This window comes from Paenibacillus sp. 10L310 (assembly GCF_056395745.1).
Window position 1 is genome coordinate 311,944 of sequence record NZ_JBFTKC010000001.1, and the last position, 26,372, is coordinate 338,315.

Consider the following 26,372-nt stretch of genomic DNA (forward strand, 5'->3'; position numbering starts at 1 on the left):
GAGGCAGAGAAAGATGAACAAGTTACAAGAAGAATTGCAGGAGTTGTTACCATTTGATCAGCTTGAAGAGATGTCAGGTGAAGAAGTGGTGGGGAGTGTTGCCATGGACCTTTATCGGGCTGAATTTTCGACGATTCGAGAAAGTGGGCCGGAACTTCCGCAAGTATTGAGAGATATCATTCTAATCATTGATCTGGATACCGAGCTGTCCATGAACGGGATGACCGGTTTCCTTGAGAATTCCAGCGGACAGTATCTGGGTGAGACGATAACAGCTATGGAGCGGATTGGCAATGATGCAGATGCCGTGATCCTGAAGAAGATAGAGCAGATGTTGTCCGAAAGCGGTGTAACGCACGGGCAATTACGAGATAATGTGAATGGCCTGTCCGAAGATGACATCACGACAAGCCTGCAAACACACGGGGAACAGATTCATGAGGTATTACAGCAGATTGAACTGGAAGCCGCGAATTTGAGCATGCAATCGGATAACGAAGAAAGCTTTGACCTGCTGTATCAATATGTGGACGAAAATAAAGAACGTTTGAAACAGGAGATGCAGCACGCTTTGTCTAATTGAGTGGGAAGAGGAGGCAAAATGACAATCATGAACAAACGATTAGCGTTGGAATCCTTTTTGGTTACCTTGTTATTCATCATCGGTTTTGTAGCTTGGAATGTCGTTCAAGGCATGATCATGACCATGAATTATGTACCTGATCTTACGAACACCGCTTCTTCTGTTACCCCATTGCAATCCAAGATTGCTTTTGGAAGCCGTGTTCAATGGGATACAACATCCATGATTATGGCTGTTGCCGGATTTATTTTGCTAGCCGCCGCATATTACGGTCTTCGATCAGGAATGCAGCGTTGGACACAGCGTTCTTGATGTTTTATCCGCTTAGAGTCCATGTTCTGTACTTACTTACGCTGCCTTTGCAGCATACCAATTGAATTTCATTTGCAATTGCCCTGAGTCCATTAGACTCAGGGTTTTTACTATGGCTAATGTTTTTCCGCTTCGAAGGGGAAATTTTCTAGATCCAAGGTCAAGGAAGAATCCGTTACAATGATCTTGTAAGCGCTTATCGTTTTGGATAGAGAGAGGAGGAGAGACAGAGATCATGATTACAACCAATCAGATTTATCTCGATCAGACATTGCATAGTAAAGAGGATGTATTTGATTTTATATCTGCGGAGGCAGAGCGTTACAGCATCACTACAAACCGTGCACAACTTGCGGCTGATCTGTGGGAACGCGAACGTGTCTACTCCACCGGACTTCAGGATCACTTTGCAATTCCCCATACCCAGAGTGAAGTTGTAACACGTCCGGCAGTGATGGTCATTCGATTGCGGGAGCCCATTGATTGGGAATCTCATGACGGCAAGCCGGTAAAATATATTTTTGCCATCCTTGTGCCTAAAGGTCATGTAGACGTATCCCATCTGCAAATTATCTCTTCACTTGCCACCTTATTGCTGGAAGATTCATTCAAAGAGGCCATCGCAGAAGCGGTGCAGCCGGAAGATGTATATACGTTGCTTCATCAATATACGGAAGGAATGGTGTCATAATGAAAATCGTAGGTGTAACGTCTTGTATCGCAGGTCTCGCCCATACCCCGATGGCCGCCAAAGCATTGGAAAAAGCAGCTCAACAACTGGGTTATGAGATCAAAGTGGAACAGCAGGGAGCCATGGGACAAGTCAATAAGCTGACGGAAGAAGATATTGCTGCAGCAAATTTTGTACTGATTGCAGCGGATCAAACGGTGAAAGACATGGATCGGTTTGGCGACAAAAAAGTCGTACGTGTCAAAATCGGTCATGCCGTAAGTCAGGCAGAAGCGGTATTAACCAAAGCCGTCGAGGCTGTGAACGCACAAGCTTAACCCCACCTTCCACATGAGGAGAGAGTACGATGAGAAAATGGTTTGGTGAAGCAAAAACACATCTAATGACAGGTATCTCCTATCTGCTGCCGGTCATTATCGCGGGTTCCCTGGTCGTTGCCATCTGTAAAATTATCGCACTATCAATGGGCATTACTGATCTTGATCCGTACAAAGATGGAAGCGGATTCTTGCATATTTTATATCTCGTGCAAAATGTAGGATGGAGCGGCATCGGACTATTGACGATTGTCCTGTCCGGTTACATTGCCTACTCCATTGCTGACAAACCTGCGCTGGCCGCAGGTCTGATCGGCGGGGTGCTGGCACAGCAGACCAATGCCGGTTTCTTGGGCGCATTAATCTCCGGTTTTTTTGCCGGATACATCACCTTATGGGTCAAAAACAAAGTTAAGATTACAGGTCCGGCTGCTGGCTCGGTACCGTTAATCATTTTACCGCTGATTACCGTAGGTTTAACCGGATTTCTGATGGCAGTCATTTTGGGTGGCCCGCTGGGCGCGCTGAATGAGTATCTCATTGCTTGGGTTCAAAACATGAGCCAGAGCGGAACCAATACGGTTGTGCTTGCCATTATTCTGGGGGCAATGATTGGATTCGATCTCGGCGGACCCGTCAACAAAGCGGCATGGATGGCAGGAAATGCCCTGTTCCTGTCCGGTGTCTATCTGCCGAATATTTTCATTAATATTGCCATCTGCATTCCGCCGCTTGGTTATGGTTTGGCAACATTGCTGATGAAGAAACGTTTTTCCAAAACCTATCAGGAAGCGGGAAAAGGTGCAGTGATTATGGGTGTGATCGGTATCACGGAAGGTGCAATTCCGTTCACACTGCGTAACCCTGCCAAAATGATTCTGGTCAACATGTTTGCCTGTGCAACGGGCGCTGCCTTGACTGCACTGCTGGGAGCACATATCATCATGCCACCAATTGGCGGATTATATGGAGCTGTGTCAGTAGGTACCCCAATCGCGTACCTTGCCGGAGGCATTGTCGGCGCACTGATCGTGGCGGGTGGCACCATGTTGGTGAACTTCCGCGATGAAGAAGAGAAACAGCCTGCCAAGACTCAGGAAGCTTCAGTGAAGAAAAACGGGGAAGAAATCGAACTCGTTTTTGACTAAAAGTACATGTTCAAAAAGATCGGTTTTCAGTATCTTGAACAACCTTTAAAAAGCACCTGGAGGGATATAGAGATATGAGTGAGAGCAAGCGTACCAAAGTACATGTGATTCCACATACACACTGGGATCGGGAATGGTATTTTACGACCTCCCGTTCCAAAGTGTATCTCGTCAAACACGTCAAGGAAGTATTGGATGCACTGGAGAATATCGATGGATTCCATTATTACCTGTTGGATGCACAGGGCTCGCTGCTGGATGATTACATCCGCTGGTGTCCCGAAGATGAGGAACGGATCCGCCAACTGGTTTCTGCCAAACGACTGATGACGGGACCCTGGTATACACAGACGGATCAATTGGTTATTTCCAGTGAATCCATGGTCCGAAACCTGTATTATGGTATGAAAACAGCACAAAAGTACGGACATGCGATGAAGGTTGGTTATGTTCCGGATGCATTTGGACAATCGGCACAGATGCCGCAGATCTATCGGGAGTTTGGCATTGAACGTTTCCTGTTCTGGCGTGGTGTCTCGGATAATACGAATCCACATACCGAGTTTACGTGGGAAGGGTCGGATGGCAGTCGTGTATTTGCTGTACAGATGCCATTCGGGTATTACTACGGTGGTAACATTCCGGAAAATGAAGAAGGTCTGGTCCCTTATCTGGAGAAACAGATTGGTGCGCTGGAACGCAAAGCCTCCACCAAACATATCTATTTCCCCAATGGGTTTGATCAGGCGCCTGTGCGATTGAATCTGCCGGAGTTGATTAAACGGTTCAATGCACTGGATACAGAACGCGAATATGTGATGAATGAACCGGAACGTTTTCTGGCGGAGATCGAAGCGGATAGTCAGGATCTGCCTGTACTTCGGGGTGAATTAATGGAAGCCAAGCACATGCGGATTCACAAGTCCATTTTTTCCACCCGTGCAGATCTCAAGCAACAGAATAACCGAATTGAGAATCTGATTGCTAACACGCTAGAACCTGTACTTGCGATTAGCCATTCTCTCGGACATGACTACCCGCATCGTATTGTGGAGGATATCTGGAAGCTGTTGTTTGAGAATGCGGCACATGACAGCATCGGTGGTTGTAACAGTGATACAACCAATCAGGACGTTGCGTTTCGTTACAAACAGGCCTATGATATCGCACTCAATCTGCTCGACCTGCATATGCGGATGATTGCTTCAACGATACAGCAGAAGGAGACATTTGCGTTCACCCTGTTCAACACGCTACCGTATGTGCGAGGTGGGGTTACCGAAATCGAAGCTTATATTCCGGAAGAATCCTTTGTCATTCGGGATACGAAGGGACGCGAGCTGGATTACACCATTGTAGAAAAAGCAGATCAGACCGATTATGTGCTTGGACAACACATTGACCTGAATCCAAGTCGCAAAGTGCATCTGCCAGAACGCGTATATCGCGCCAAATTGCTGGTGGAACTGCAAGAGGTCCCGGCGATGGGTTACACCCAGATTGTTTTTGATTTCAGTCAGGGCGCTACACCTGTTATTGAGCGGCGTAACGGAGACACGATTGAAAATGAACATTTCAGCATTGCGCTACAAGCAAACGGCACCTTGCAAATTACAGATAAGCGATCTGGCCAAGTGTATGCGGATCAAATGGTCTTCGAAGATAACGGGGATGACGGAGATTCCTACAATTATTCTCCTCCCGAGCGGGATCAGATTGTTTCTTCGGCAGGTAGCCAGATGAGTGCAACGACCACCCAAACGTCTGTATCTCAGACACTATCCCTGCGTTTCACGCTGGATGTCCCCTACGATCTGGAAGAGCGCGCCGCAGGCATCACGTCGGGAGCATTGCCAATGCAAGTGGAGATATCTCTTCGCAAAGGAGAGAATCTGATCCGTTTCCAGGTTCAGGTGCAGAATGAGGTGTTCAGCCACCGTCTGCGTGTCCTTTTTGATACAGGAATTGCTTCCGCCCTATCCATTGCAGACCAGCCTTTCGGTGTGATTGCTCGTCCAACCTCATTGCCAGAAGTGGACGTATGGGAGCGCGAACAATGGCAGGAGAAACCGATCACCATTGAAGCGATGCAGAGTTATGCTGGGTTGAACAACGGTTCCCATGGTATGGCTGTGTTGACGGAAGGTGTACGTGAATACGAGATTATTGGCGAGCAAATGGATACCATTGCCCTGACCTTGTTCCGTACTTTCGGTTTCATGGGTAAGGAAAATCTCTTGTATCGTCCCGGACGGGCCTCCGGTGAGAAAATTGTGACAACACCTGACGCGCAATTGCTCGGCGAGCTCTCCTTTACCTTCGGCCTGCATATCCAGGTTTCCGGGTTCGACGAAGCGAATGTAGCTCGGACTGCACGTGAATATTTGACACCGATCAGCAGTTATCAGCAATGCGACTTTTTGAACGGACGTCTGATCTTTGCTTTCCGCGATGAGGAACGTGTTCTTGATACAGACTACAGCCTCATGTCGTTCAGCGACGATTCCAACGTGGTGTTAAGCAGTTTCAAGAAAGCAGAGCAGAGTGAGGGTTACATTGTACGTGTCTTCAATCCATATTTGGCGCAGTCTGCAAACGTGAACATACACTTTAATCAACCTGTACATGCAGAGCGTGTATCTCTTGGTGAACAACCCCTGGAGCCTCAGCAGAGGTTAACCGAGGGAGAAGAGGTCGTTCGTTTGCCGGAACTCGAACATTGCAAATTAATGACGGTACTTGTATCCATATACGCTGAACTTTAGTTTGACACAATCCTGATCAGAAGGGAGGTCGGATATCGGTATGATTTTTCCAACTAAACGGTTGAAAAAGCTGTTCCACCTCATTCATGGTGAAGGGCAGGAACAGGCCTGGACGAGCCAAGCACTTGCAGACAGACTAGAGGTTACGGTGCGTACCATTCGGGATGATCTGAAGAAGTTGGATCATATCCTTGCTGGGCATGGTGGGAGCCTGGAATCCAAGCGTGGGCGGGGTTATTCCATTCGTGTGCATGATGCGAAGCGGTATACTGAGCTGTTGGAGGAACGGAAGGATGATCGGCAAAAAGGTGCGCCAGTACCTGGATCGCCTGATGAGCGTATCCGGTATGAATTGTTCAAGCTGCTTGGTGAAACGGGTCATATCAAGATGGAAGACCTCGCTGATCAGCTGTATATAAGCCGTGCAACGATGAACAATGATCTGAAAATCATTCGTCAGATTCTGGAGAACTACCAGCTTCAGCTTCAGATCAAGCCAGGACATGGTGTGAAAGTTGTCGGGGACGAGCACAGGTTCCGCTATTGCCTTGCCGAGTACGCCGATTCGCGAGATGAAGAACTGGGCCCCGAAGGAATGACCGTGGCACAGGAACGTTTGTTGTATCCAATCGAACCCGCGCACATCCGCGAGATCGTCATTCGCCATGTAGGCCAACAGGATGTTCGTATTGCAGATGTGGCACTGAAAGATTTGATTACGCATCTGGCTGTTATGGTACTACGTATTAAGCAGGGACATGAACTGGAGCAATTCGAGAAAGTGGAGGCCAATGTTCAGGATCAGCAACTTGCACAGCAGATTATTCAGGATCTGGAGTTGTTATATTCCATTCACTGTCCAGTTGGAGAGCGAGATTATCTGCTGTTGCATATTGTTAGCAAAAAAATGACCACTACCGATTGGAATGGACTTCGAAGTGACCCGTTATATGTTGCTGTACAGCAGATGCTGGGTCATATCTATGATCGGTACACCTATGATCTGCGGGATGATGAACGCTTGCCAAATGATCTGTATGCCCATCTGAAGCCCATGATTACTCGCCTGGAACATGGCATGAATATGCGGAATCCACTGCTGGGACATATACGTAAATATTATCCACTCGCCTATGAGATTACGATAAGTGCAGTGAAACAGCTACAGACATACGTACCTCATGAAATCAATGACAGTGAGATTGGTTACCTGGCTCTTCATATTGGTGCAGCATTGGAACGTAAATACCAGATTCCTCATCGCAAACGGAAATCCGTATTACTCGTCTGTGGGTCAGGATACGGCACAGCTCGTATTCTTGAATCCAGATTGCGTTCTTTATTTGCAGAGCTGGAGGTCTCACGTGTAGTTTCGCTACGGGAGTACGAGGAGATGGGGAGTGTGCCCGAAGATTTGGTCATTTCCACGATCCGGTTACGGGAGTCCAAAGGCAAGCCGTCAGCTGTCATTGCTGCGATTCCATCGGAACGAGACATGGCAACGATCACTCATCTGGTGCGAACTAGTGATGAGCAGGAGGAAATGACGCTACTGCGTTACTTTGATCCAGCGTTGTTCATGTTTCGGTCCGATCAGCCTGACAAAATGACACTTATGGCTGAGATGAGCGGAGCGCTGTTGGAGAAGGGAATCGTGACGGAGCAATTCTGGCCAGCTGTGCAGGAGCGGGAAAAGATGGCTTCAACCGCGCTTGGAAGAGGTATGGCGATTCCGCATCCCATGGAGCTGAGTTCAACTCGTACGACCGTATCGGTATGTCTGCTCGAGAAGCCGATTCCGTGGGATGAGGAGAATGAAGTACATGCTGTATTTATGTTATCTATCTGCAAAGAGGATTACGAACAGGCGATGGGGATCTATGATCTGTTTGTAGAATTGATCCGGCAGGAGGAGAAGTTGGAAAGCCTGCGCTCCTGTGGCAGCTTCGATGCCTTTGCCCAACTTGTATGTGAAACGTTGAGTCTAAAAAGTACCGAAGCGTATTAATATATAAGTTCACTAAGGATAATTCGACTGACACTCCGATGACAGAATAACCTTCCGATCGCTGTTAACCCCAGATTTTTCTGATCCCCTTTTCGAAAGGGAAAAACCGTCCTTCATCAGATTTGTCTGATAAAGGACGGTTTTTATTCGTTTACACAAACTATTGATTAAATATGTTTGGATATGACTTCTTCCAGTCCTTGAGCGACAGAATGCGCACCCCGCTCCAGATGTCTTTCATACAGATGCAGGCGGACGAAGCTCTCATCCGTTCCCATCGCTTCGGAGAATATTCCACTGAGTCCACGAGCGCGGCGGTCGATCTGTAATAGCAGCTCCAGCGAATCGCCCATCGGATAGAACAGCACTTCCAACTCATCCAGATGCCCACGGAATTTGTTTGTTGGTACAAATTCAAATTCCTGCACAAATGGCAGATTGCCACCCAGCTTTGGTGCATAGTCATTGGTCACTTCACGCAGTTTGAAACCAAGGATATCAATTGCATCGAGCACGGTGTTCATGTCTTTGCTGGGAACAACCTGCAGTCTGTCCCGGTCTGAGGGGTCTACAGCACTTGAAATATCGAGGCCCGTCTCCACCCATACCTCTGCACGATGCAGTGTAATTGGCAGATTTTCTGGGAGGTCAAATGAAAAGTCTTTCTCCAATTTGGCTCCAGGCTGTAAGGTGAAACCTTCGGTGAGCAGATATTTGGCTATGACGGCTGTTTCTTTTACTTTACGATCATCGTGCTCCCGTATGTAATGGGTTTTGATTGAAAGATAGATTCGATCTACGTTCTGTTCCACATCTCCACCTTCAATGTACACAACCCCCGAGATGATTCCTCCAGGCGTGACCTCTGGTGTATGCAATTCCGTATTTACTTTGGCTGCTCCAACACCTACACTGGCTAACATTTTCTTGAAAAATGACATGCGCTTTACCTCCAGATCAGATGGTTTATTATATGGGATACATACGGCTTCGACCTTAATACGGAAGCTGGAAGAGAAGCGTTTCATATTTTAGAAAAGATATATCGTATATCCAAACAGGAGAATCGACGTACCCATGTCGAATGTTTAAATAAAGGGAATTTTTGTCAGGAGGTGAAGCCGATTGAACACAGAATTTTCAGAACAGAAATATGGTGAAACGGGTGTTAAAACCAGCTTTGAGCAGATGGCTAACGGGGAACAGAAATATAAAATGATAGCCGAGGATGGCAGTTATTATTGTAGAACCGTTGCTTCTTCCCACGGAGCATGGCAAAACAGTCATGTACATATCAATCTAACGGAGTTTTATGTGGTGCAAACCGGATGGATTGCGTATGCCAGTTATGGAGACGATCAGATGTTTTCGATTCGAGTGATGCGTGCAGGAGAGCACATCATTGTCCAACCTGGAATCCACCATAATATATACATGTCTGCACATAGCGCGATACATACCATCAAGCATGGATTGAATACATCCAGTGATTGGACGGCATCCCCTGAGTTGGATAGGTTAACTCAATCTTTAACTGAGAAGAAGCTACTCCAGAAGTATGATTAACCAGAGGGGAGGATCAGACAGATGCGTAAAAGTACAATATTTTGGATTACGGGAATAGCGATAATTCTCTTGGTGACTCTGCTCATATACAGCTATGTTATTCCAAGTGTGAGTGCCCAGGATGTTGTGATGGCAGGCACAATCAGGCAGATTGATACGGATGTAGTTGAGGTAGAGTTAGAGATAACGCGAAAAAGAGAAGACAAGGATCAACATATGGTGTATCCCGTTGTCCCTGGATGGGAAGGGGTCACATTCACTGAAGAACAAGATGAAGCGTGGTACATGCCTTCGTCTGTTGGCAGCTCCTATCTTGATCAAGTCATTTTGGAAAAGTATCTAAAGGCGCAGGGGAAGACCATGAAATCAGCTGATAATCTGATAGGATTTGCGATACCTGATGAGATAGGGAGCTACAAGTTGCGGTTAACGCTCAGATCTTTGGATGGAACGACTCAGCCGCTTGAGAATCCCGTGGTGTATTATGTTCACAACGAGCATTTGTTAGGGAAGGATCTGAGTTGGGTTACGAGTGAGAATCTGGAGATCAATAAGGAGTAATCAGAATGATGAATGTATATGAATCGAATGAAATCACTGTACGTTTCTTGGACACAGAAGATGAACAACATCTGGTGAAGTGGCTGTCAGACCCGGAAGTTCTTCAATACTATGAAGGGCGTGATCGGCCGCATGATCTGGAACAGGTGAGAGAGCATTTTTACAATCAGAAAGATGGTGCTACTCGTTGTATCGTTGAGTATGGAGGACATCCGATTGGATACATTCAGTTCTATGAGCTTGAGGAAGAAGAACGAACGGAGTATGGTTATGGAGACACGGATGAGATCATCTATGGAACGGATCAGTTTATTGGTGAGGTAGAATACTGGAATAAAGGCATTGGTACACAGTTGATGCAATCCATGCTGGCTTATCTGATTAATGAAAAACAAGCCCGTAAAGTGGTTATGGACCCTCAATCCTGGAACTTGCGAGCGATATCCTGTTATGAGAAATGTGGTTTCCAAAAGATTAAGCTGTTGGAGAAACATGAGCAGCACGAAGGACAGATGCGAGACTGTTGGCTTATGGAATATGCCCTGTAGATCCTGCTTAAAGTTATTTGAATCATATAAACAAGGAGGAATAATGGATGGATGAAAGATTTCCGATAGGACCATTTGTACACACGGGTGAAGTTACTTTGGCACAACGGGAGAAGTGGATTCAGGACATTGCTGAGTTGCCTGAACGCGCACGAGAAGCGGTAAAGGGACTGAGTGAAGAGCAATTAAGTCTGCCGTATCGAGAAGGTGGATGGATGCTCAAACAGGTTATTCACCACATGGCAGACAGCCATATGAACAGTATGATTCGTTTCAAGTTGGCACTGACAGAGGATACACCAACGATTCGGCCTTATTATGAAGAGCGCTGGGCTGAACTGAGTGATTCAAGAGACCTGGATGTCGAATTCTCGCTTCAGATTCTGGATGCCCTCCATCGTCGTTGGGTGTTTCTGTTAAACGCGCTGACAGATGCAGATTATGCCAAACAATTTTATCATCCCTCATCGGAAGAAACGACAAGACTGGATTACAATCTGGGCATGTATGCTTGGCACGGCAAACACCATGTTGCTCACATCACATCGCTTCGGGATAGATTGGGAATATAGCTATTAGAAATATCTTTTAAGGAGGATTCATCAATGAGTGTACATATCAGACTATTAAATGAGAACGATCCTGTAATCATATCAAAGGCGTTTCAGGAGCAGGGTTGGGGGAGATCCCCTGAGCAGTATCTTCATTACTTGGCTGAACAACAGAATGGGGAACGCGTAACCTTGGTAGCCGAGTTGAATGGAGAATTTGCCGGATACGTGAATGTATTGTGGAATTCCAGCTACCCGTCTTTCAGGGAACAAGGCATTCCCGAAATTAACGATTTTAATGTACTAATGAAGTTCCAGCGCCAAGGTATTGGTTCACGGTTGATGGACCGAGCAGAGGAAGTTATTCTGGAACGAACGGATGTAGCAGGCATTGGTGTAGGTGTGTTTTCCGATTATGGCAAAGCGCAAGTTCTATATGCCCATCGCGGGTACATACCAGACGGTCACGGTGTACACAAACATGATCATTACATTCAGCCGGGTGAAGAAACGATTATGGACGACGATGTTGTACTTTATCTTACGAAGAAGTTAAAAGCCACGCAATAATTTCATAATATATACAATATGAAAGATGTCATGTATATTAGTTGTAAATATCTGTTATGTGTGACTGGCGTAAACGTGGAGTGAACCACGAGGGAGCACATATATTATATGCCGTACGCCTGGGCAAAGTGTTTGATCTTTTGATCAAACACTTTATTTATTATTCAGGGAACGAAAGGACTGGTGGCGGCAATGAAAATGGCGTTTGTTTTATTTGATGGAATGACAAGCATGGATTTAGCTGGATTTTATGAAGCTGTGACTTGGCTAGCGATTCTGAAAGCAAAGGAAAACGTATCATGGACATTCTGCGCAGATAAGGAGGAAATTTCGGATGACCGTGGGCTGAAAATGAAATCCGATGCAGTATTACCTCATCTAGGGGATTTTGACCTAGTATTTTTTCCTGGTGGATTATCAACTAGAACGCTTCGATTTGATGAGGATTTTATGCGATGGGTCCGAACGGCAGAAAATGTCACATATAAAACATCTATTTGTACCGGGGCTTTACTGTTGGAGGCAGCAGGTTTCCTGAATGGAAAAAGGGCTACTACCAACTCATCTGCTTATGATTTATTGAATCCTTATTGTGCAGAAGTGATCTCAGCGCGTGTAGTGCGTGATGGTAATACGGTAACGGGTGCGGGGGTTACGGCTTCCATTGACCTGGGACTATACTTGGTCGAAATGTTAACGTCTACGGAGATCGTCCTTCAAGTTCAACAAAAACTAGAGTATCCATATTATGAAGCTGGTAACTTAAAAGATGTCTACATGCACACTAAGGGTAGGGGATAAAAAGATGACTATTCGCCTTTTTCAAGCGATTGATCAACCAGCAGTGCTGAAAATGATGACGGATCATGATTTTCAATTCCCTTCGTTTATACGCGATCAGTATCCTGCGCGCTGGGATTTATTTTTAAAAATGACGGATGAACGTATCAGTGCTTATTATGTCATGGTTGACGAAGCAGATGTTGTCATAGGTCATGCTGGTTATATCTTTCATCCTACTGTTAACCGATATGAAATCGTTGGCGTTGTTACATGCAAATCACACCTTCGACAGGGAGTAGCACGTGGACTAATTACAAAAATATGTATAAAAATAGCTGAATTCGGCAGTGGTGATGTCATGCTTTACACACTTGATCATGAAGAAAATGAAGCAGCGCTCCTATTTTATGAACGAATGAATTTTCAAAAAGAAGGTGTTGATATGAACTATTATACCTCGGGGTTTCATAGACTTTCACTTGTTAAAACATTATAAGGAAACTTCAAAAAACTAATTGAAGTGGAAGCATAAAAGTGTACTTCAGTTTAAGTTGCATGGACTTGCAAAGAAAGATGATCAAAAAGCTGTCCTGCATGTTATACTCTATTGGAATTTGAGGAATGATAAGCAGGATGTTAAGAGATTAGATGATCAGAGGAGTGAATGATGCATGTTTAGCAAAGTCGGCCAGATTATGTTGTATGTCAACAATCAGGATGAATCACTGGCATTTTGGACGGAAGTTGCAGGATTCCACATTGTGGATGAAGTAAACCTTGACGAGGGCATGAGATGGATTGAGATTGCGCCTACCGCAGACTCGCAGACAAGCATTATACTCCATGACAAAGAGTTCGTTGAACGGATGTCGGCGGGTGTAAATCTGGGCACACCTTCGTTAATGTTCTTCACCGAAAATCTGGATCAGTTATATGCCGACTTGGCTGGTAAACATGTAACGGTGGGAGAGATTGTCGAGATGCCAACGGGGCGTGTCTTCAACTTTGCTGATAACGAAGGGAATTACTTTGCAGTTTTGGAACGGGCGAAGTAAGTTACAACACAAAACCCCAACAAAAAAACGATCGACATTCATGTCGGTCGTTTTTTTGTTGGGAAAAAGCTTATGTTTTGGAGTAGAAAAACGCAAGAAAAATAGAGAACTACTGGGTAAAAATGTTATAATAGAGTGTGGCTGATTTAACGAAAATGCCGAGGAATGAATAATCGAAAATGAAGGTTTGAATGGAGCAGTTAAGGAGGAATGTGGTTGTGGAAAAGACGATTAAAAGTGTACAGGATCTATATGATATGCTCGATGCGGATTTCAGATCTGCCAAGCAGTTTTGGGAACCTTTCTATGAGGATCGGAACAGACCAATCCCCTTTTTCCCAAACAAACCGGATGAGAATCTGGTAGCGCATGTGAACGAAGGTGTGCTGAGCGGCGGCAAGGCACTGGAACTGGGGTGTGGCCCGGGCAGAAATGCGTTGTATTTAACCCGCCAAGGATATCAGGTAGATGCTTATGATCTTTCGGAGACAGCTATTGCTTGGGCTAAAGAGAGGGCGGCAGAGGAGCAACTGGACGTGCATTTTGAATGTCGATCTGTGTTCGAATTATCCCCAGAGCAAGAATATGATCTTGTCTACGACTCGGGTTGTCTGCACCATCTGTTGCCACATCAGCGCATTCCCTACATAGAGATGATCCACAATGCACTCCGGCCTGGAGGATACTTTGGAATGACTTGTTTTGCTCCTGGTTTTGGCGATATTGGTGGGCCTGAGATCGTTATGAATGATTGGCAGGTGTATCAAGAGAAGTCGATGCGCGGTGGTCTTGCGTTCACGGAGGAGAAGCTTCGCTACATGCTGGAAGATGGCTTTGAATGTGTGGAGTTCCGTGCAATGAAGTCGCTGGAGCAACATGAACCGTATTTTGGTGTACCTTTTCTCTGGGCCACGTTGTGGAGAAAGAAAAACTCGTAAGAATAGTGAAATAAACATGCATTGAAAATAGAGGAGGAGTGGTATCGGAATGGGAACAGAAACAGGAAAAAGACACTTTATTATTACAGGCACATCCAAAGGGATCGGTTTACAACTTGCAGAGTTATTATTGGCTAAGGGGGATTACGTTTACGGTATTTCACGCGGGGGTTCGGATCTGTTGGAATCAAGCGAGGAATGGAGCGGGCGTTACCGCCATGTTCAGTATGATCTTGCCGACCTGAATGGGATCGATGATTTGATTACACGCATATTGGACCAAATACCTTCTCAGGAAGCTGAATTCATTGGACTCATTAATAATGCAGCGATGCTGGAGCCTCTAAAACCTATCGATCAATGCAGTGCGGCAGAGATAAGTCAGAGTCTTAACATCAGCCTCGCAGCACCAATGATATTGAGTTCCTCTTTTATTCAACAAACAAATCATCTGTCCGCCAGACGTAAAATTGTCAATCTCTCATCTGGTTCGGGAAGTTATCCCGCGCCTTCAATGGCAGTGTACTGTACATCGAAGGCTGGGATGAACATGTTCACCCAATGCGTATCTTTGGAGCAAACGGGCCAACAGAACCCTGTTGAAATTATTGCTTTTGATCCGGGGATGGTCGATACGGAATTGCAGGCTGTTGCACGAGGCAAAAGTGCAGAGGAGTTCGCTCTTGCAGGTATGTTCAATCAAGTATATGAAGCAGGACAATTAAGATCGCCACGAGACGTAGCGATGCAGTTGATCGAGCGGATGGACGAAAATAGTGATTCAAGCCATGTTATACACACTGTTGAGAGCTAATATGATATACGATACTTCTTTCAGCTCGTTTTCTTACGAAGTATGGATACCTTTTGATATAAGCCCAACTTCCCTGTACACTGGAATCAGCGATCGGAAGAACGATACGTTACGGTAAAGGTGATCCTGCAACAACGGAGTCTAATTACCTTATTCAACCTTAGAAGATCAGAAACGTGGTGAAGTCTCTTGTTTAAAATTATGCTCATTGAAGACGACGAGTCGTTATTCAGTGAAATCAAGGAACGATTGTCCCAATGGTCGTATGACGTGTATGGTGTGCAGGATTTTGGAAAGGTATTGCAGGAGTACAGCGTAATTCAGCCGCAACTGGTCATTATAGATATTCAGTTACCCCAATATGACGGGTTCCATTGGTGCCGGATCATTCGTTCGCACTCCAATGTGCCGATTATCTTTTTGTCCTCACGGGATCATCCTGCGGATATGGTTATGTCCATGCATTTGGGGGCAGACGATTTTATCCAGAAGCCTTTTCATTTCGATGTATTGATTGCCAAGATCCAAGCGACTTTGCGGAGGGTGTATAACTATAATACAGAGCATATTGAACTTCGAACCTGGCGCGGTGCCACTATTGAGTATGTGAAAAATACACTGACCTGCGGGGATGAATCTGTCCTGTTGACCAAAAATGAGATGTTCATTCTTAAAGTGCTGGTGGAGCACAAAAATCAGATTGTTACCCGTGAGGACCTCATCCGGAGCTTGTGGGATCATGAGCATTTCGTGAGTGACAATACGCTGACGGTTAACGTTAATCGGTTACGGAAGAAACTTGAACCCATCGGCTTGGAGCGGTACATTGAAACCAAAGTAGGGCAGGGGTACATGGCAACGGAAGAGGCAGAAGCATGATCGGAAAGTACATACGAGAAAGGGCTAGTTGGTTATGGCTACTGGTAAGCATGCAACTTATTATTTTATTGGTGGCCTACCTGGACTCGTCCATTCCATTCCAATCTGTGGTGTATATCGTAGGACTGAATGTGGTGGTATGCCTTGTTTTTATCTGGGCGAGATACCTGAAAGAGACCCGTTTCTATAAAAAGTTGAGCATCTGGGATCATACCTATGATCTGGGAGAGCTCGATATCGCCGAAAGTCCATATGAGCAGATTGTACATGAGGCCGTCAGTTCCCAGACACAGCGGTATCGTAAGGAGTCGTCACATCATTTTATCGCTCTGGAACAGGAGAAGGACGAGATGTTGTCCTGGATTCATGAGGTGAAGACCCCACTGACTGCGTTGCAACTGATGATCGAGCGCTTGCCAGATGACAAGTTACAGAGCCAAATGACATATGAATGGTTACGAATTCATCAGTTGCTGGATCAGCAGCTTCATCAGAAGCGTATTCCGTTTATGCATAATGATCTGTTCATCGAAGAGACGGAACTTGAACCAGTATTGAATAGCGAGATACGAGCGTTGAAATCGTGGTGCATTTCCAAAGGCATTGGCTTTGATGTGTCTTTAATGGTATCGCGCGTGCTCACAGACAGCAAATGGTTAGGCTTCATCCTCCGGCAGTTGTTGAGTAATGCGGTGAAATATAGCGATTCATCGGACATCCTCATTGAAAGTTGGGAACAGGATGGACACATCATACTCATGATTCAGGATCACGGGCGAGGGATTGAGACTCAAGATCTGCCGCGTATATTTGATAAAGGATTTACGTCCACCCGAGGCAGAATGGATGGGGCGGCTACCGGGATGGGGCTGTATCTGGTTCGTCAGGTGGTCCAGACGCTTCATGTGAACATTCAAGTAGAATCTTCTCTTGGCGAGGGCACAACCGTCACACTTACTTTTCCGCGAAAAAACGACATGTTGCATCTTGCAGGCGTGTGACAACAATGTCACATGCTTTTTGGTTTTGTTCGGTGAATCACACGATAACACTGCACATTCCGATTATGATATAGACACGAGCATTTTGCAGAAGATCTAAGAGGAGTGAGCGGGATATGTGGATACTGGAAGCCAAAAAAATTCATAAAGTCTATGGTAATAAATTAAATAAACAGGAAGTGCTGAAGGGAATTGATCTTGGGGTAAGCAAGGGAGAGTTTGTTGGTATTATGGGGCCTTCGGGTTCGGGTAAAACAACGCTGCTTAATGTACTTTCCTCCATTGATCGGGTGAGCCAGGGCACGATTGATATTGAGGGCAAGGAATTCACCGGAATGAAGGAGAAACAGCTGGCTGAGTTCCGCAAACATCATTTGGGCTTTATTTTTCAGGAATATAATCTGCTGGATACCCTTACGGTGAAGGAAAATGTATTATTACCGCTCTCGATTACGAGCATTCCAAAGCAGGAGGCACACCAGAAGTTTGAACAGATCGCACGTGAACTGGGAATCTACGAGTTGAAAGACAAGTATCCATCTGAGATTTCAGGGGGTCAGAAGCAGCGGACTTCGGCAGCACGAGCATTTGTCCACGAGCCGAGTATCATTTTTGCGGATGAGCCGACAGGAGCGCTGGATTCCAAGTCCGCTTCGGATCTGCTCGGCAAGTTAAGTGATATGAACAGCGCACGAAAAGCGACTATTATTATGGTTACCCATGATCCGGTTGCCGCAAGTTATTGCAGCAGAGTGATCTTTATTCGAGATGGTCAGATCTACACCCAGTTGAATAAAGGAGACGAGTCACGGCAATCGTTCTTCAACGATATTATCAAAACCCAGGGCGTATTGGGTGGTGTGCAGCAATGAGCTTGAATTATATTATCTTCCGCAATCTCAGAAAAAATCTGAAGAATTATTATCTCTATGTATTTGCGCTTGTGTTCAGTGTGGCCTTGTATTTTTCCTTTGTGACGTTACAGTATGATCCTTCCATGGATGAGGTGGCTGCTTCAACAAAAGGTGCGGCGGCTATAGGCGCATCTTCGGTACTGTTAATCGTCATTGTTGGTATCTTTTTGCTCTATGCCAATACGATCTTTATCAAGCGGCGTAGCAAAGAGATTGGATTATTTCAATTGATCGGACTGACAAAAGGCAGGATTTTTGGCATTTTGAGTGCGGAGAATAGTATTCTTTATTTTGGCTCCATGGCTATCGGTGTGTTAATTGGGTTTCTTGCGTCCAAGCTGGTATTGATGATATTGTTCAAAATTCTCGGTGTGGATGCGATTACGAAACTGTACTTCTCTCCGATGGCACTGATGCAAACGGTGATTGTTTTTACGATCATGTATCTGCTCATCATGCTGATGAACTACACTTTTATCAAGAGACAGAGCATTCTCTCACTCTTTCGGGTGTCGGCCACTTCGGAGCAGCAGGTGCAGAAGATGTCTGTCGGACAGATGATTGTTGGCGTCTTGGGCATTGCTCTGATTGTGTATGGATACTTCATGTCTGCACGGCTGTTCAGCGGTGAGGCAATGGATATGCAGCAGTTGATGTATACGATGATCCTGATTCTCTTCTCGGTCATACTGGGGACATACCTGTTCTATAAGGGTTCGGTAAGTTTTATCTTTAATCTGATTCGCAAAAGTAAAAACGGCTACCTATCCATTCATGAGGTGTTGTCTTTATCTTCAATCATGTTCCGCATGAAGTCCAATGCATTGTTGCTTACAATTATTACAACCGTATCGGCGCTTGCTATTGGCATGCTGTCACTCAGTTACATTTCGTATTATTCCGCAGAGGCTCAGGCGAAAGAAAGCTTGCCGGAGGATTTCTCTTTTGCTCAGGTTGATGTGAAAAATCGCTTTGTAACGGATTTGGAACACAAACAGATTCCATATGAAGAGAAGCATAGACAGCCCATTTATATTGAAATTGATGCTCATAAAGTGATGGATGAGTCCATGACGGAAAAGTACCTATTCAGTAGTGTGTTGAGTGACAAGATGGTAGATAACATTGATCTGCAACCAGGCGAAGCGGTCTTCATGGGATACGGAAATGCCATTCAGCAGTTGATTTCCATTCAGGAGACAGGTCCAATTGTCTTGCATGGATTGAAGCGAACGCTAGACCAACAACTGATCGGAACCACCCAAAAGGGGGTTCTTCCTGGATACTATTCTGGGGGCACGCCTGTAGCGGTAGTAGATGAAACGGTATACCAGCAGTTGCGGCAGGATCTCGATCCCGAGTTGCAAAAATCCGAGTGGGCGGATTACTATGGTGTACGTATTCTGAATGAGGGGCAGGCTGAAGAGGCATATGCCGTATATAAGGAGCTACAGTTGGAAGCACCGAGCTTCTCCCAGATTGAGTTCAGAAATAACCAACGTAATAATATGGGCTTAATTATGTTCATTGTTGGTTTCCTTGGTTTGACGTTCTTGATTACATCGGGATGTATCCTGTACTTTAAACAAATGAACGAGAGTGAAGAGGAGAAGGACAATTATACCATTCTGCGAAAACTCGGATTTACGCAAGGCAATCTGTTGCGTGGAATTCAGATCAAGCAGTTGTTTAACTTTGGTATTCCGCTTATGGTGGGGTTGAGTCATAGTTACTTTGCCGTGAAATCAGGTTGGTTTTTCTTTGGTACGGAGCTGGCGACACCTACGGTCATTGTCATGATAGTCTATACATTGTTATATTCGATCTTTGGTCTGTTGTCTGTGTGGTACTATAAACGGGTGATTAAGGAAGCTTTGTAGAATTGGGATCACGAGTATGCTGATATAGCAAAATAGGTTGAGTAAAGGGCAGCTGTATTGTTTACAGACTGCCCTTTTTTCTTGCAGAAATAAATATAGCTTTATGAAAAAAAGGATGATTATGGAATTGAGTCGAAATGATGATAGAGTCCATGCTTCTGATTCATGTATACCGGTGAAACAAGAGGAGGGGAGTAGCGTGCCTGGAGTTCTATATGCCTCGAAGAAAGAGTTAAGTGAGACGGTTCGACGCACCTATGAATTGTTTGAGGGTGAATTCAATGACATCCATAACAGCGACAAAGATAAGTGGGTTGAAGGTGTAGATAAGACGCCTGCCCAGATGATCGCGTACCAGCTGGGATGGATGAACCTGGTGATGGAGTGGGAGAGAAATGAACAGTTGGGACATGAATGTCATATGCCGGCACCAGGGTATAAATGGAACCAACTGGGGCAATTAAATGAATCATTTTACGAAAAGTATTCAGGTTATACGCTGGAGGAGCTGCGCTCTTTGTTTCGGGAGACAGAACAAAAGTGGCAGAACTGGATTGACTCGCTGAGCGAAGAGGAATTATTTGTACAAGGGATAAGGCAGTGGACGGGGACCAAGCCCGGATGGGCTATGGTGAAGTGGATCCAGATTAATTCGGTAGCTCCTTTTAAATCCTTTCGGACCCGATTACGTAAATGGAAAAAAGGTCACTTAGCCAACATGGATGAGGGGAGAATAGATGTCTAATGAATCTGGCAAATAAAATCACGTTGGCTAGAATCGCGTTGATTCCATTGTTTATGATCTGTTTTCTCAATCAGCAAAGCGTGATGATTGCACTAATTATATTTGCAGTAGCGGCAGGTACGGATAAATTGGATGGATATGTGGCGAGGAAATATAACCAAATCACGAATCTGGGAAAGTTGCTTGATCCACTGGCGGATAAACTGTTGATTGCGGTTGCGCTGGTCATGATGGTTCAGGAGAATATGATCAGTTCATGGATTGCTGTAATCATTATAGGACGTGAAATTGTCATTACTGCATTGCGAATGGTAGCCACAGAACAGGGTATTGCTCTTGCAGCTGATCGTTATGGAAAAATCAAAATGGTGCTTCAGGTGGCAGCCATCATTGCCATTTTGTTGAACAATGTTCCGTTTAGTTTGCTGACTGATATCAGAGTAGATGTGGCATTGCTATGGGTTGCAACAGGCGTTACTCTCTTATCCGGAATGAATTACATTATCGTAAATTATAAACTGTTGAGATAAAAGGAGTGATTAGGAGATGTCCCAAATAAATATTAATCCAAGTACTTCAGAGGATTCAGAGTATGTTCGCCAGCAACTTATCGCATTTAATGCTGCACATGTGAGCGAGGAATTAAGGCATCGGTACGAAGAACTGAATTTCAATATCAAAAATGAGACCGGCGAGATTGTTGCAGGTGTGCTTAGCACACTTTGCTGGAACTGGCTGGAGGTTGATATTCTTTGGGTGGATTCTGAACAACGGGATCGGGGATATGGTTCCCAGTTGTTGCTTGAAGTTGAGCGAATTGCGCGAGAGAAATCTTGTGATTTTGTCATGTTGAACACATTCTCCTATCAAGCACCGGAATTTTACAAGAAACATGGCTACCAATTGATCACAACGATCGAGAATGCACCGACTGGACACAGTCATTATTATTTTAAAAAGGACCTCATGTAAGACAAAGCGTGCGAAATAGGACAAAATCAGGAGGGTTATCATGGTTACCATTAAAGGAATCGAACTTGAAGATTTACCGGCACTAAGCCAGCTATACCATGAGTTGATGGGAATGCCTACCAATGAACAGCAGATGAAAAAGATGTTTCATTACATACAGCAGAATGGTCATTATCATGTGCTTGGGGCATTTTACAATGGCAAACTGGTTGGGTCCGTTATGGGGGTTGAGTGTATGGATCTGGTGGGGCCATGCAAACCGTTCATGGTTGTGGAGAATGTGATTGTATCGGATCAGGTACGCAGGCAGGGCATTGGGCAGAGGTTAATGCTCCAGATTGAGCGGATTGCAAAAGATATGGGTTGTGGTTACATGATTCTGGTGTCTGGCGATCAGCGTAAGGAAGCACATATATTTTATGAGAAGTTAGGTTTCAAGGATGAGAAGGTTCAGGGTTACCGAAAGCATCTTTAACTAAAGATGCATAAAAGAGAGAGGCAGTGGCTCTCTCTCTTTGTGATCTTACTTTTACAATTACTCTTTCGAGTTAGACGAGTTGAATCTCATATATTGAGGTGGATGAACATTGTCGATCATGAGAATACCATCAAACTGCTCTTTTGGAACAAAGCTCTCTGGATATATGCCCCAGCTATAAGCAAATCGAGGTTCGAACATCCAGGCGTTCCCTGCCTCTCTTTTTTGATAACGAAGATCAAGGAAACTGTAGGGTGTATTTGTCGCAGACATGATAGCTTCAATTGAACCAGGCAACGCTGGTTCGACATTGTGAACTTCGCCTGCATTATCCGCTGTTTGTCCACTTGAAGCATATAACCCCAGAACATAGCTGATTTCTCTCAATTCCTCGGGGAAGATCTCTCCCATTAGTGGAACTGGATATGAAGAATCCATCACTTTGCTGTTTGCTTTACGTATATGATCGTTATGACCCCACACAATGAACTTTTCGTTCGGATATACTTCCGTAGCTAACCAGATCAGATTGTCATTCATGGCTTTATCCCGCCAAACAAGGGAGTCCAGAAATGCATCCATCTTCCCTTCCTCCAATTCAATCATGGAACGGATAGAAATTTCAATATACTCCTGAGCCATACGAATTCGATCTTCGAGGCTTCGTTCCAGCAACTTGGATAGTTCCGGATGATTGGGATATTCTTGTTGCAGATAGGTTTGGTTCTCTTTGGATTGCAGTGATTTTAAAATATTTTTGTAAGTTTGAATCATTTCCTGTTTCTTTGCACGGTAGGATTGAAGGTCAGCCCCGATATAAAACTCGGACAATTGTTTTTCTGTTTGTGCTAGTTGTTTGGCGAGTTTCTGATCTTTCAGCCAGTGACCATCAAGTAGGGGGGATTGCAGTTGCATGTCAAAACCCGTCAGAATTAATGGCTGTTCAGTTTGAGCACTCGTTTTGAGATAATCAAACAAGGGTAAAATTTCTTTGGACCACCAGACGCCGAAAATGGAGCTTTGCATTGTTTGCTCTGCGCTTTTTTGATTTATTATGGCGTTAGATAGTGATGTATTAGAGAGACCGCTCTCAAAGGCGAGCACATTGTAGCCCATCTCTTTATGTAGAAACTGAATTAATCGGGTTTTAGCTAAGTTGAATTCTGCTACTCCGTGGGAACTTTCACCCAGAAATACGATTCGTTTATCCTGGAGCAGTGGTTTTAACATATCCAAGTCTGTAAAGCTATTACTCTCAATATCTTCATGAACAGGTGTAATACTCTTTATCCGGTAAGCATGTTCTCTGGCCCATTGTTTCCACAGTTCAATTTTTTCATCTGATGTTCTTGCTGTCTGTACTTCAGTCACATGACCCTGTATGGTCTCGATGGAAGATTGGGCATGGACTTGCCCTGTGGGAAACAACGTTGCAGTAGCCAAAATAACTGTGGTTAATGTAAGAGCGGCAACTCTTTTTCTTTTCCTTTTTCTGAAATGATACAAATAAATACCTCCTTTAATAGTGAATAAAATGAAAATGATTGAGATAAAGGCTATATATGGATTTAATTACACTATATTTAATGTTAGTACTAATGTTGTATTTTTGCAAATGTTGGGACTTATCTAGTGAATTTAGGATGATGGGAGCAGGCCATATATATATGGAATTGGCTCTCTGTAGCTGGCCTATACTCCCCATATACGGATTTCGTGTCTCAGAGTCAGAGTTCTGATAGAATGGATTAAATTAAACGAGTTAAGAAGAGTACATAGGAGGTTAACACAATCATGCGGATCGTAGATAACATTAAAGTCTGGGGGGAGCCGCTGGAGAACGCCGTAAGTCAGGCGGTGACTTGCTCGCAATATGGAGATGTATTGGGTGTGGCTCTGATGGCCGACCATCACAAAGGTTACTCGCAACCCATCGGTGGTGTTGTCGCTTATCGGAATATGATCAGCCCGTCAGGTGTCGGATATGATATTGCCTGTGGCAATAAGGCTGTGCGTACAAATCTGATGTGGGAAGATATTGGGGATCAGATTGTAACGATCATGGATGACATCAATTCGACCATTTCTTTCGGCGTGGGTCGTAACAATCCAACACCCGTGGATCATGAGCTGTTCGACGACGCGAGCTGGAAGCTGTTTGATACCATTGAACCGGGATTACAACATAAGCTGAAGACACTTGCACGCAACCAACTTGGAACCGTAGGCAGTGGCAATCATTTCGTGGATATTTTTGTAGAAGAGGCAACGGGGAAGGTGTGGATTGCAAATCATTTTGGCAGCCGCGGGTTCGGTCATAAAGTGGCGAGTGGGTTCCTTAACCTTGCGGCAGGACGTCAGTTCAGTGGCAAAGCTCCTGGCGAATCGATGGATCAACCGCCTACGTTGTTTGACCTGAACAGCGAAATGGGTGATATGTATTGGGATGGAATGATTCTGGCGGGCCGATACGCATATGCAGGACGTGACTATGTTATTGAACAGGTGCTCGGTATTCTGGGGGCAAGTGCTGAATACGCCGTACATAACCATCACAACTTTGCCTGGAAGGAACAACACATGGGTGAAGAGGTAGTTGTGGTCCGCAAAGGTGCAACGCCACTTGCATCCGGGCAACTCGGTTTTGTCGGAGGCAGTATGGGTGATATCTCGGTAATTGTGGAAGGGATCCACAGCGAGGAGAATACCGAGTCATTCCGCAGCACCGTACATGGGGCAGGGCGCACGATGAGTCGAACCCAGGCGGCTGGCAAAATGAATTACAAGCTGCGCACACGCATGGGCGGTGAGATTAGCGAAGCACAGATGCATGAGGCGATTCGTGCCTATGGTGTCGAACTGCGGGGAGCGGGCACAGACGAAAGTCCGTTTGTGTACAAGAAACTGCAAGACGTACTGAACGCACATGCGAATACGTTGAAGATCAACCATGTGCTGCGTCCCGTTGGTGTCGCCATGGCCGGAGGTAATGAATTCGATCCATACAAGGATTAGTTAGAAAAGAGGGTGAACTTCATGAGAAATTGTGCGATATATAGCTCTCAGTTTGACCTGGATCAGCTGTTTGAAGTGATTCAATCCATTTATCCTGAGGGTACGATTGAACGCCGGGAAGACAAGACCCATATTCAAGTGACTCAGAAAAAATGGCTCAGTAAGAAAACCAAAGGCTTTAATATCATGACCAGCCAGACACATCCTGAGGAATTTACGACAATGATTCAGGGGATGCTTGGATTTTTGGGTCAGATTAAAGGGCGCAATGCTTCGCTACAGGAAAAGGTATTGATCAAATGTTCCACATTGAACATGGTGGTTGGTATTGAGACGGAAGAGGATATCTCGGAAGAATTCTTCGGCGAGTTATTACGGTTGGCTGATGCGCTGGATGCTGTTATCTTCTGGGGAGGTGGATCTCTGCTGAATGCACAAGGTCAGCTATTGCTGGATGTGAATAGAGAATCTGAGGTGGAGGATTACAAGGTGACAGCGCACACCAGTTTCCTTGACGGTAACAGACCGCAGTCGGAGTCGGGCATTCAACGTAAAGCGCGGTCAGAGCAACTGTTGACTGAACAAGGCATTCCGTATAATGCGAACTTGCCCGTAAGGGCCGGAGACGAGCACACCACGATTCGGAGTAAAGAGGAAGTCGCGCGTCGTGCGGTTGCCCTATGTCTTGCCGCGCTTAAGGGTGAGTGTCTGGGAGCCGGCGAAAGTGCGGATGATACCGCAGCACTGGTTCAGGAAGTGATCGACAAGTATGAGGCTGAATCCTTTTTCTCACCCGCAGAGAAGAGGTTTATCGACCAGCACGGAGCAGAGCAGCAGGAGATTATCTCCTTCTCTTGGGGATATGAAGCGTACCACGTAATGTTGTGGGCGCTTGGTTATGTGAAGGAACTAGGTGCACCAACGGAGTTATGTAACGTAGGGAAGGATGTCGGTTATTTGCAGCAGAAGGATAGTTTTACCGACTTTCTCTCCGATGCATCTCTGCGTAACAAAAGCGAGATTCTGGATGAAGCAGATCTGATCTACCGTTATAACTGGGTGTGCGTGGATAGTCGGGTGAATGACAAAACACCTCCCGCTGGCCTGAATGGTGGAGTGGCTTATGAACGTCACCGTGCATTGAACTGGCTGATCTGTTATCTGGATCTGGCGTGGGATGATGTGCGTACAGATACGTAGAACGGGATGATGTGACGGCCTATTGTAAATAAACAATAAAAATGACACAACATACAACAATGCAAATACCCCTTTAGC

General features: G+C 45.2%; 29 protein-coding genes and 1 riboswitch. Of the genes, 27 read left to right on the top strand and 2 right to left on the bottom strand.

Features of this window, described 5'->3' with window-relative positions; genetic code table 11:
• Positions 1–13 precede the first annotated feature (13 nt).
• From AC1DE7_RS01670 to AC1DE7_RS01700, 7 genes are all read left to right on the top strand, one after another.
• Positions 14–583, top strand: coding sequence for a DMP19 family protein (locus AC1DE7_RS01670; RefSeq protein ID WP_477533608.1), 570 nt, complete (start codon positions 14–16; stop codon positions 581–583).
• 27 nt (positions 584–610) lie between these two features.
• On the top strand, positions 611–895 hold the full coding sequence (locus AC1DE7_RS01675) for a hypothetical protein (RefSeq protein ID WP_155985062.1): 285 nt from the start codon (positions 611–613) through the stop codon (positions 893–895).
• A 235-nt stretch (positions 896–1,130) separates the two neighbouring features.
• Positions 1,131–1,586 (top strand): PTS sugar transporter subunit IIA, encoded by a 456-nt coding sequence (locus AC1DE7_RS01680; RefSeq protein ID WP_477533609.1) that lies wholly within the window; start codon positions 1,131–1,133, stop codon positions 1,584–1,586.
• Entirely contained in the window at positions 1,586–1,903 is a 318-nt protein-coding gene (locus tag AC1DE7_RS01685; RefSeq protein ID WP_017689749.1) for a PTS fructose transporter subunit IIB, read from the top strand. Before AC1DE7_RS01680 ends, AC1DE7_RS01685 begins: the two co-directional genes overlap by 1 nt.
• A 29-nt stretch (positions 1,904–1,932) precedes the next feature.
• On the top strand, positions 1,933–3,051 hold the full coding sequence (locus tag AC1DE7_RS01690) for a PTS fructose transporter subunit IIC (RefSeq protein WP_036610325.1): 1,119 nt from the start codon (positions 1,933–1,935) through the stop codon (positions 3,049–3,051).
• A 74-nt stretch (positions 3,052–3,125) separates the two neighbouring features.
• Complete coding sequence (mngB, locus tag AC1DE7_RS01695; protein ID WP_477533610.1) at positions 3,126–5,816, top strand: mannosylglycerate hydrolase; 2,691 nt, start codon at positions 3,126–3,128, stop codon at positions 5,814–5,816.
• Between the two features lie 40 nt (positions 5,817–5,856).
• Positions 5,857–7,824: a BglG family transcription antiterminator gene (locus tag AC1DE7_RS01700; RefSeq protein ID WP_477533611.1), complete on the top strand. Its 1,968-nt coding sequence runs from the start codon at positions 5,857–5,859 to the stop codon at positions 7,822–7,824.
• 167 nt (positions 7,825–7,991) lie between these two features.
• On the opposite strand, the gene AC1DE7_RS01705 is transcribed toward AC1DE7_RS01700, so the two are convergent.
• Positions 7,992–8,765, bottom strand: a complete 774-nt coding sequence (locus AC1DE7_RS01705; RefSeq protein WP_076327104.1) for a sporulation protein — start codon at positions 8,763–8,765, stop codon at positions 7,992–7,994.
• Positions 8,766–8,949: 184 nt separating this feature from the next.
• Here AC1DE7_RS01705 and AC1DE7_RS01710 point away from each other — a divergent pair, with 184 nt between their 5' ends.
• From AC1DE7_RS01710 to AC1DE7_RS01795, 18 genes are all read left to right on the top strand, one after another.
• A complete protein-coding gene (locus AC1DE7_RS01710; RefSeq protein ID WP_477533612.1) occupies positions 8,950–9,390 on the top strand; it encodes a hypothetical protein in 441 nt (146 codons plus the stop codon).
• Positions 9,391–9,411: 21 nt separating this feature from the next.
• Positions 9,412–9,951, top strand: coding sequence for a hypothetical protein (locus AC1DE7_RS01715; protein ID WP_076327102.1), 540 nt, complete (start codon positions 9,412–9,414; stop codon positions 9,949–9,951).
• 8 nt (positions 9,952–9,959) lie between these two features.
• Positions 9,960–10,499: a GNAT family N-acetyltransferase gene (locus AC1DE7_RS01720; RefSeq protein WP_315370630.1), complete on the top strand. Its 540-nt coding sequence runs from the start codon at positions 9,960–9,962 to the stop codon at positions 10,497–10,499.
• A gap of 47 nt (positions 10,500–10,546) precedes the next feature.
• Positions 10,547–11,071, top strand: a complete 525-nt coding sequence (locus tag AC1DE7_RS01725; RefSeq protein ID WP_036610311.1) for a YfiT family bacillithiol transferase — start codon at positions 10,547–10,549, stop codon at positions 11,069–11,071.
• Positions 11,072–11,104: 33 nt separating this feature from the next.
• On the top strand, positions 11,105–11,620 hold the full coding sequence (locus AC1DE7_RS01730; protein ID WP_017689739.1) for a GNAT family N-acetyltransferase: 516 nt from the start codon (positions 11,105–11,107) through the stop codon (positions 11,618–11,620).
• Positions 11,621–11,670: 50 nt separating this feature from the next.
• A riboswitch (ZMP/ZTP riboswitch) is annotated at positions 11,671–11,752 on the top strand.
• A 60-nt stretch (positions 11,753–11,812) separates the two neighbouring features.
• The gene (locus AC1DE7_RS01735) at positions 11,813–12,421 is read left to right on the top strand and encodes a DJ-1/PfpI family protein (RefSeq protein WP_477533613.1); all 609 of its coding nucleotides are present in this window, start codon (positions 11,813–11,815) and stop codon (positions 12,419–12,421) included.
• A gap of 4 nt (positions 12,422–12,425) precedes the next feature.
• On the top strand, positions 12,426–12,899 hold the full coding sequence (locus AC1DE7_RS01740) for a GNAT family N-acetyltransferase (RefSeq protein WP_340983051.1): 474 nt from the start codon (positions 12,426–12,428) through the stop codon (positions 12,897–12,899).
• Between the two features lie 175 nt (positions 12,900–13,074).
• Positions 13,075–13,458, top strand: coding sequence for a VOC family protein (locus tag AC1DE7_RS01745; RefSeq protein WP_076327101.1), 384 nt, complete (start codon positions 13,075–13,077; stop codon positions 13,456–13,458).
• A gap of 191 nt (positions 13,459–13,649) precedes the next feature.
• Positions 13,650–14,396, top strand: a complete 747-nt coding sequence (locus AC1DE7_RS01750; RefSeq protein ID WP_036610302.1) for a class I SAM-dependent methyltransferase — start codon at positions 13,650–13,652, stop codon at positions 14,394–14,396.
• A gap of 49 nt (positions 14,397–14,445) precedes the next feature.
• Positions 14,446–15,210: an SDR family NAD(P)-dependent oxidoreductase gene (locus tag AC1DE7_RS01755; protein ID WP_036610299.1), complete on the top strand. Its 765-nt coding sequence runs from the start codon at positions 14,446–14,448 to the stop codon at positions 15,208–15,210.
• A gap of 189 nt (positions 15,211–15,399) precedes the next feature.
• Positions 15,400–16,089, top strand: coding sequence for a response regulator transcription factor (locus AC1DE7_RS01760; protein WP_036610298.1), 690 nt, complete (start codon positions 15,400–15,402; stop codon positions 16,087–16,089).
• The gene (locus tag AC1DE7_RS01765; protein ID WP_477533614.1) at positions 16,086–17,090 is read left to right on the top strand and encodes a sensor histidine kinase; all 1,005 of its coding nucleotides are present in this window, start codon (positions 16,086–16,088) and stop codon (positions 17,088–17,090) included. The genes AC1DE7_RS01760 and AC1DE7_RS01765 overlap by 4 nt, the downstream gene beginning before the upstream one ends.
• Positions 17,091–17,206: 116 nt before the next feature.
• Positions 17,207–17,962 (top strand): ABC transporter ATP-binding protein, encoded by a 756-nt coding sequence (locus tag AC1DE7_RS01770; RefSeq protein ID WP_036669625.1) that lies wholly within the window; start codon positions 17,207–17,209, stop codon positions 17,960–17,962.
• Positions 17,959–19,884, top strand: coding sequence for an FtsX-like permease family protein (locus AC1DE7_RS01775; RefSeq protein WP_477533615.1), 1,926 nt, complete (start codon positions 17,959–17,961; stop codon positions 19,882–19,884). Before AC1DE7_RS01770 ends, AC1DE7_RS01775 begins: the two co-directional genes overlap by 4 nt.
• A 199-nt stretch (positions 19,885–20,083) precedes the next feature.
• Positions 20,084–20,629 (top strand): ClbS/DfsB family four-helix bundle protein, encoded by a 546-nt coding sequence (locus AC1DE7_RS01780; RefSeq protein WP_477533616.1) that lies wholly within the window; start codon positions 20,084–20,086, stop codon positions 20,627–20,629.
• Positions 20,629–21,159, top strand: a complete 531-nt coding sequence (gene pgsA / locus AC1DE7_RS01785; RefSeq protein ID WP_036610288.1) for a CDP-diacylglycerol--glycerol-3-phosphate 3-phosphatidyltransferase — start codon at positions 20,629–20,631, stop codon at positions 21,157–21,159. Before AC1DE7_RS01780 ends, pgsA begins: the two co-directional genes overlap by 1 nt.
• Before the next feature lie 16 nt (positions 21,160–21,175).
• Positions 21,176–21,601 (top strand): GNAT family N-acetyltransferase, encoded by a 426-nt coding sequence (locus AC1DE7_RS01790; protein ID WP_477533617.1) that lies wholly within the window; start codon positions 21,176–21,178, stop codon positions 21,599–21,601.
• A gap of 40 nt (positions 21,602–21,641) precedes the next feature.
• Complete coding sequence (locus tag AC1DE7_RS01795; RefSeq protein WP_076252535.1) at positions 21,642–22,076, top strand: GNAT family N-acetyltransferase; 435 nt, start codon at positions 21,642–21,644, stop codon at positions 22,074–22,076.
• Positions 22,077–22,136: 60 nt separating this feature from the next.
• On the opposite strand, the gene AC1DE7_RS01800 is transcribed toward AC1DE7_RS01795, so the two are convergent.
• Positions 22,137–23,585 carry an erythromycin esterase family protein gene (locus AC1DE7_RS01800; protein WP_405158874.1) on the bottom strand — a complete coding sequence of 483 codons (1,449 nt, stop codon included), beginning with the start codon at positions 23,583–23,585 and terminating at the stop codon, positions 22,137–22,139.
• 288 nt (positions 23,586–23,873) lie between these two features.
• Between AC1DE7_RS01800 and AC1DE7_RS01805 the strand changes: the two genes are divergently transcribed.
• Positions 23,874–25,094 carry an RtcB family protein gene (locus AC1DE7_RS01805; protein ID WP_477533618.1) on the top strand — a complete coding sequence of 407 codons (1,221 nt, stop codon included), beginning with the start codon at positions 23,874–23,876 and terminating at the stop codon, positions 25,092–25,094.
• A 21-nt stretch (positions 25,095–25,115) separates the two neighbouring features.
• Positions 25,116–26,294, top strand: a complete 1,179-nt coding sequence (locus tag AC1DE7_RS01810) for a DUF4272 domain-containing protein (RefSeq protein WP_477533619.1) — start codon at positions 25,116–25,118, stop codon at positions 26,292–26,294.
• The last annotated feature ends 78 nt before the right edge of the window (positions 26,295–26,372 follow it).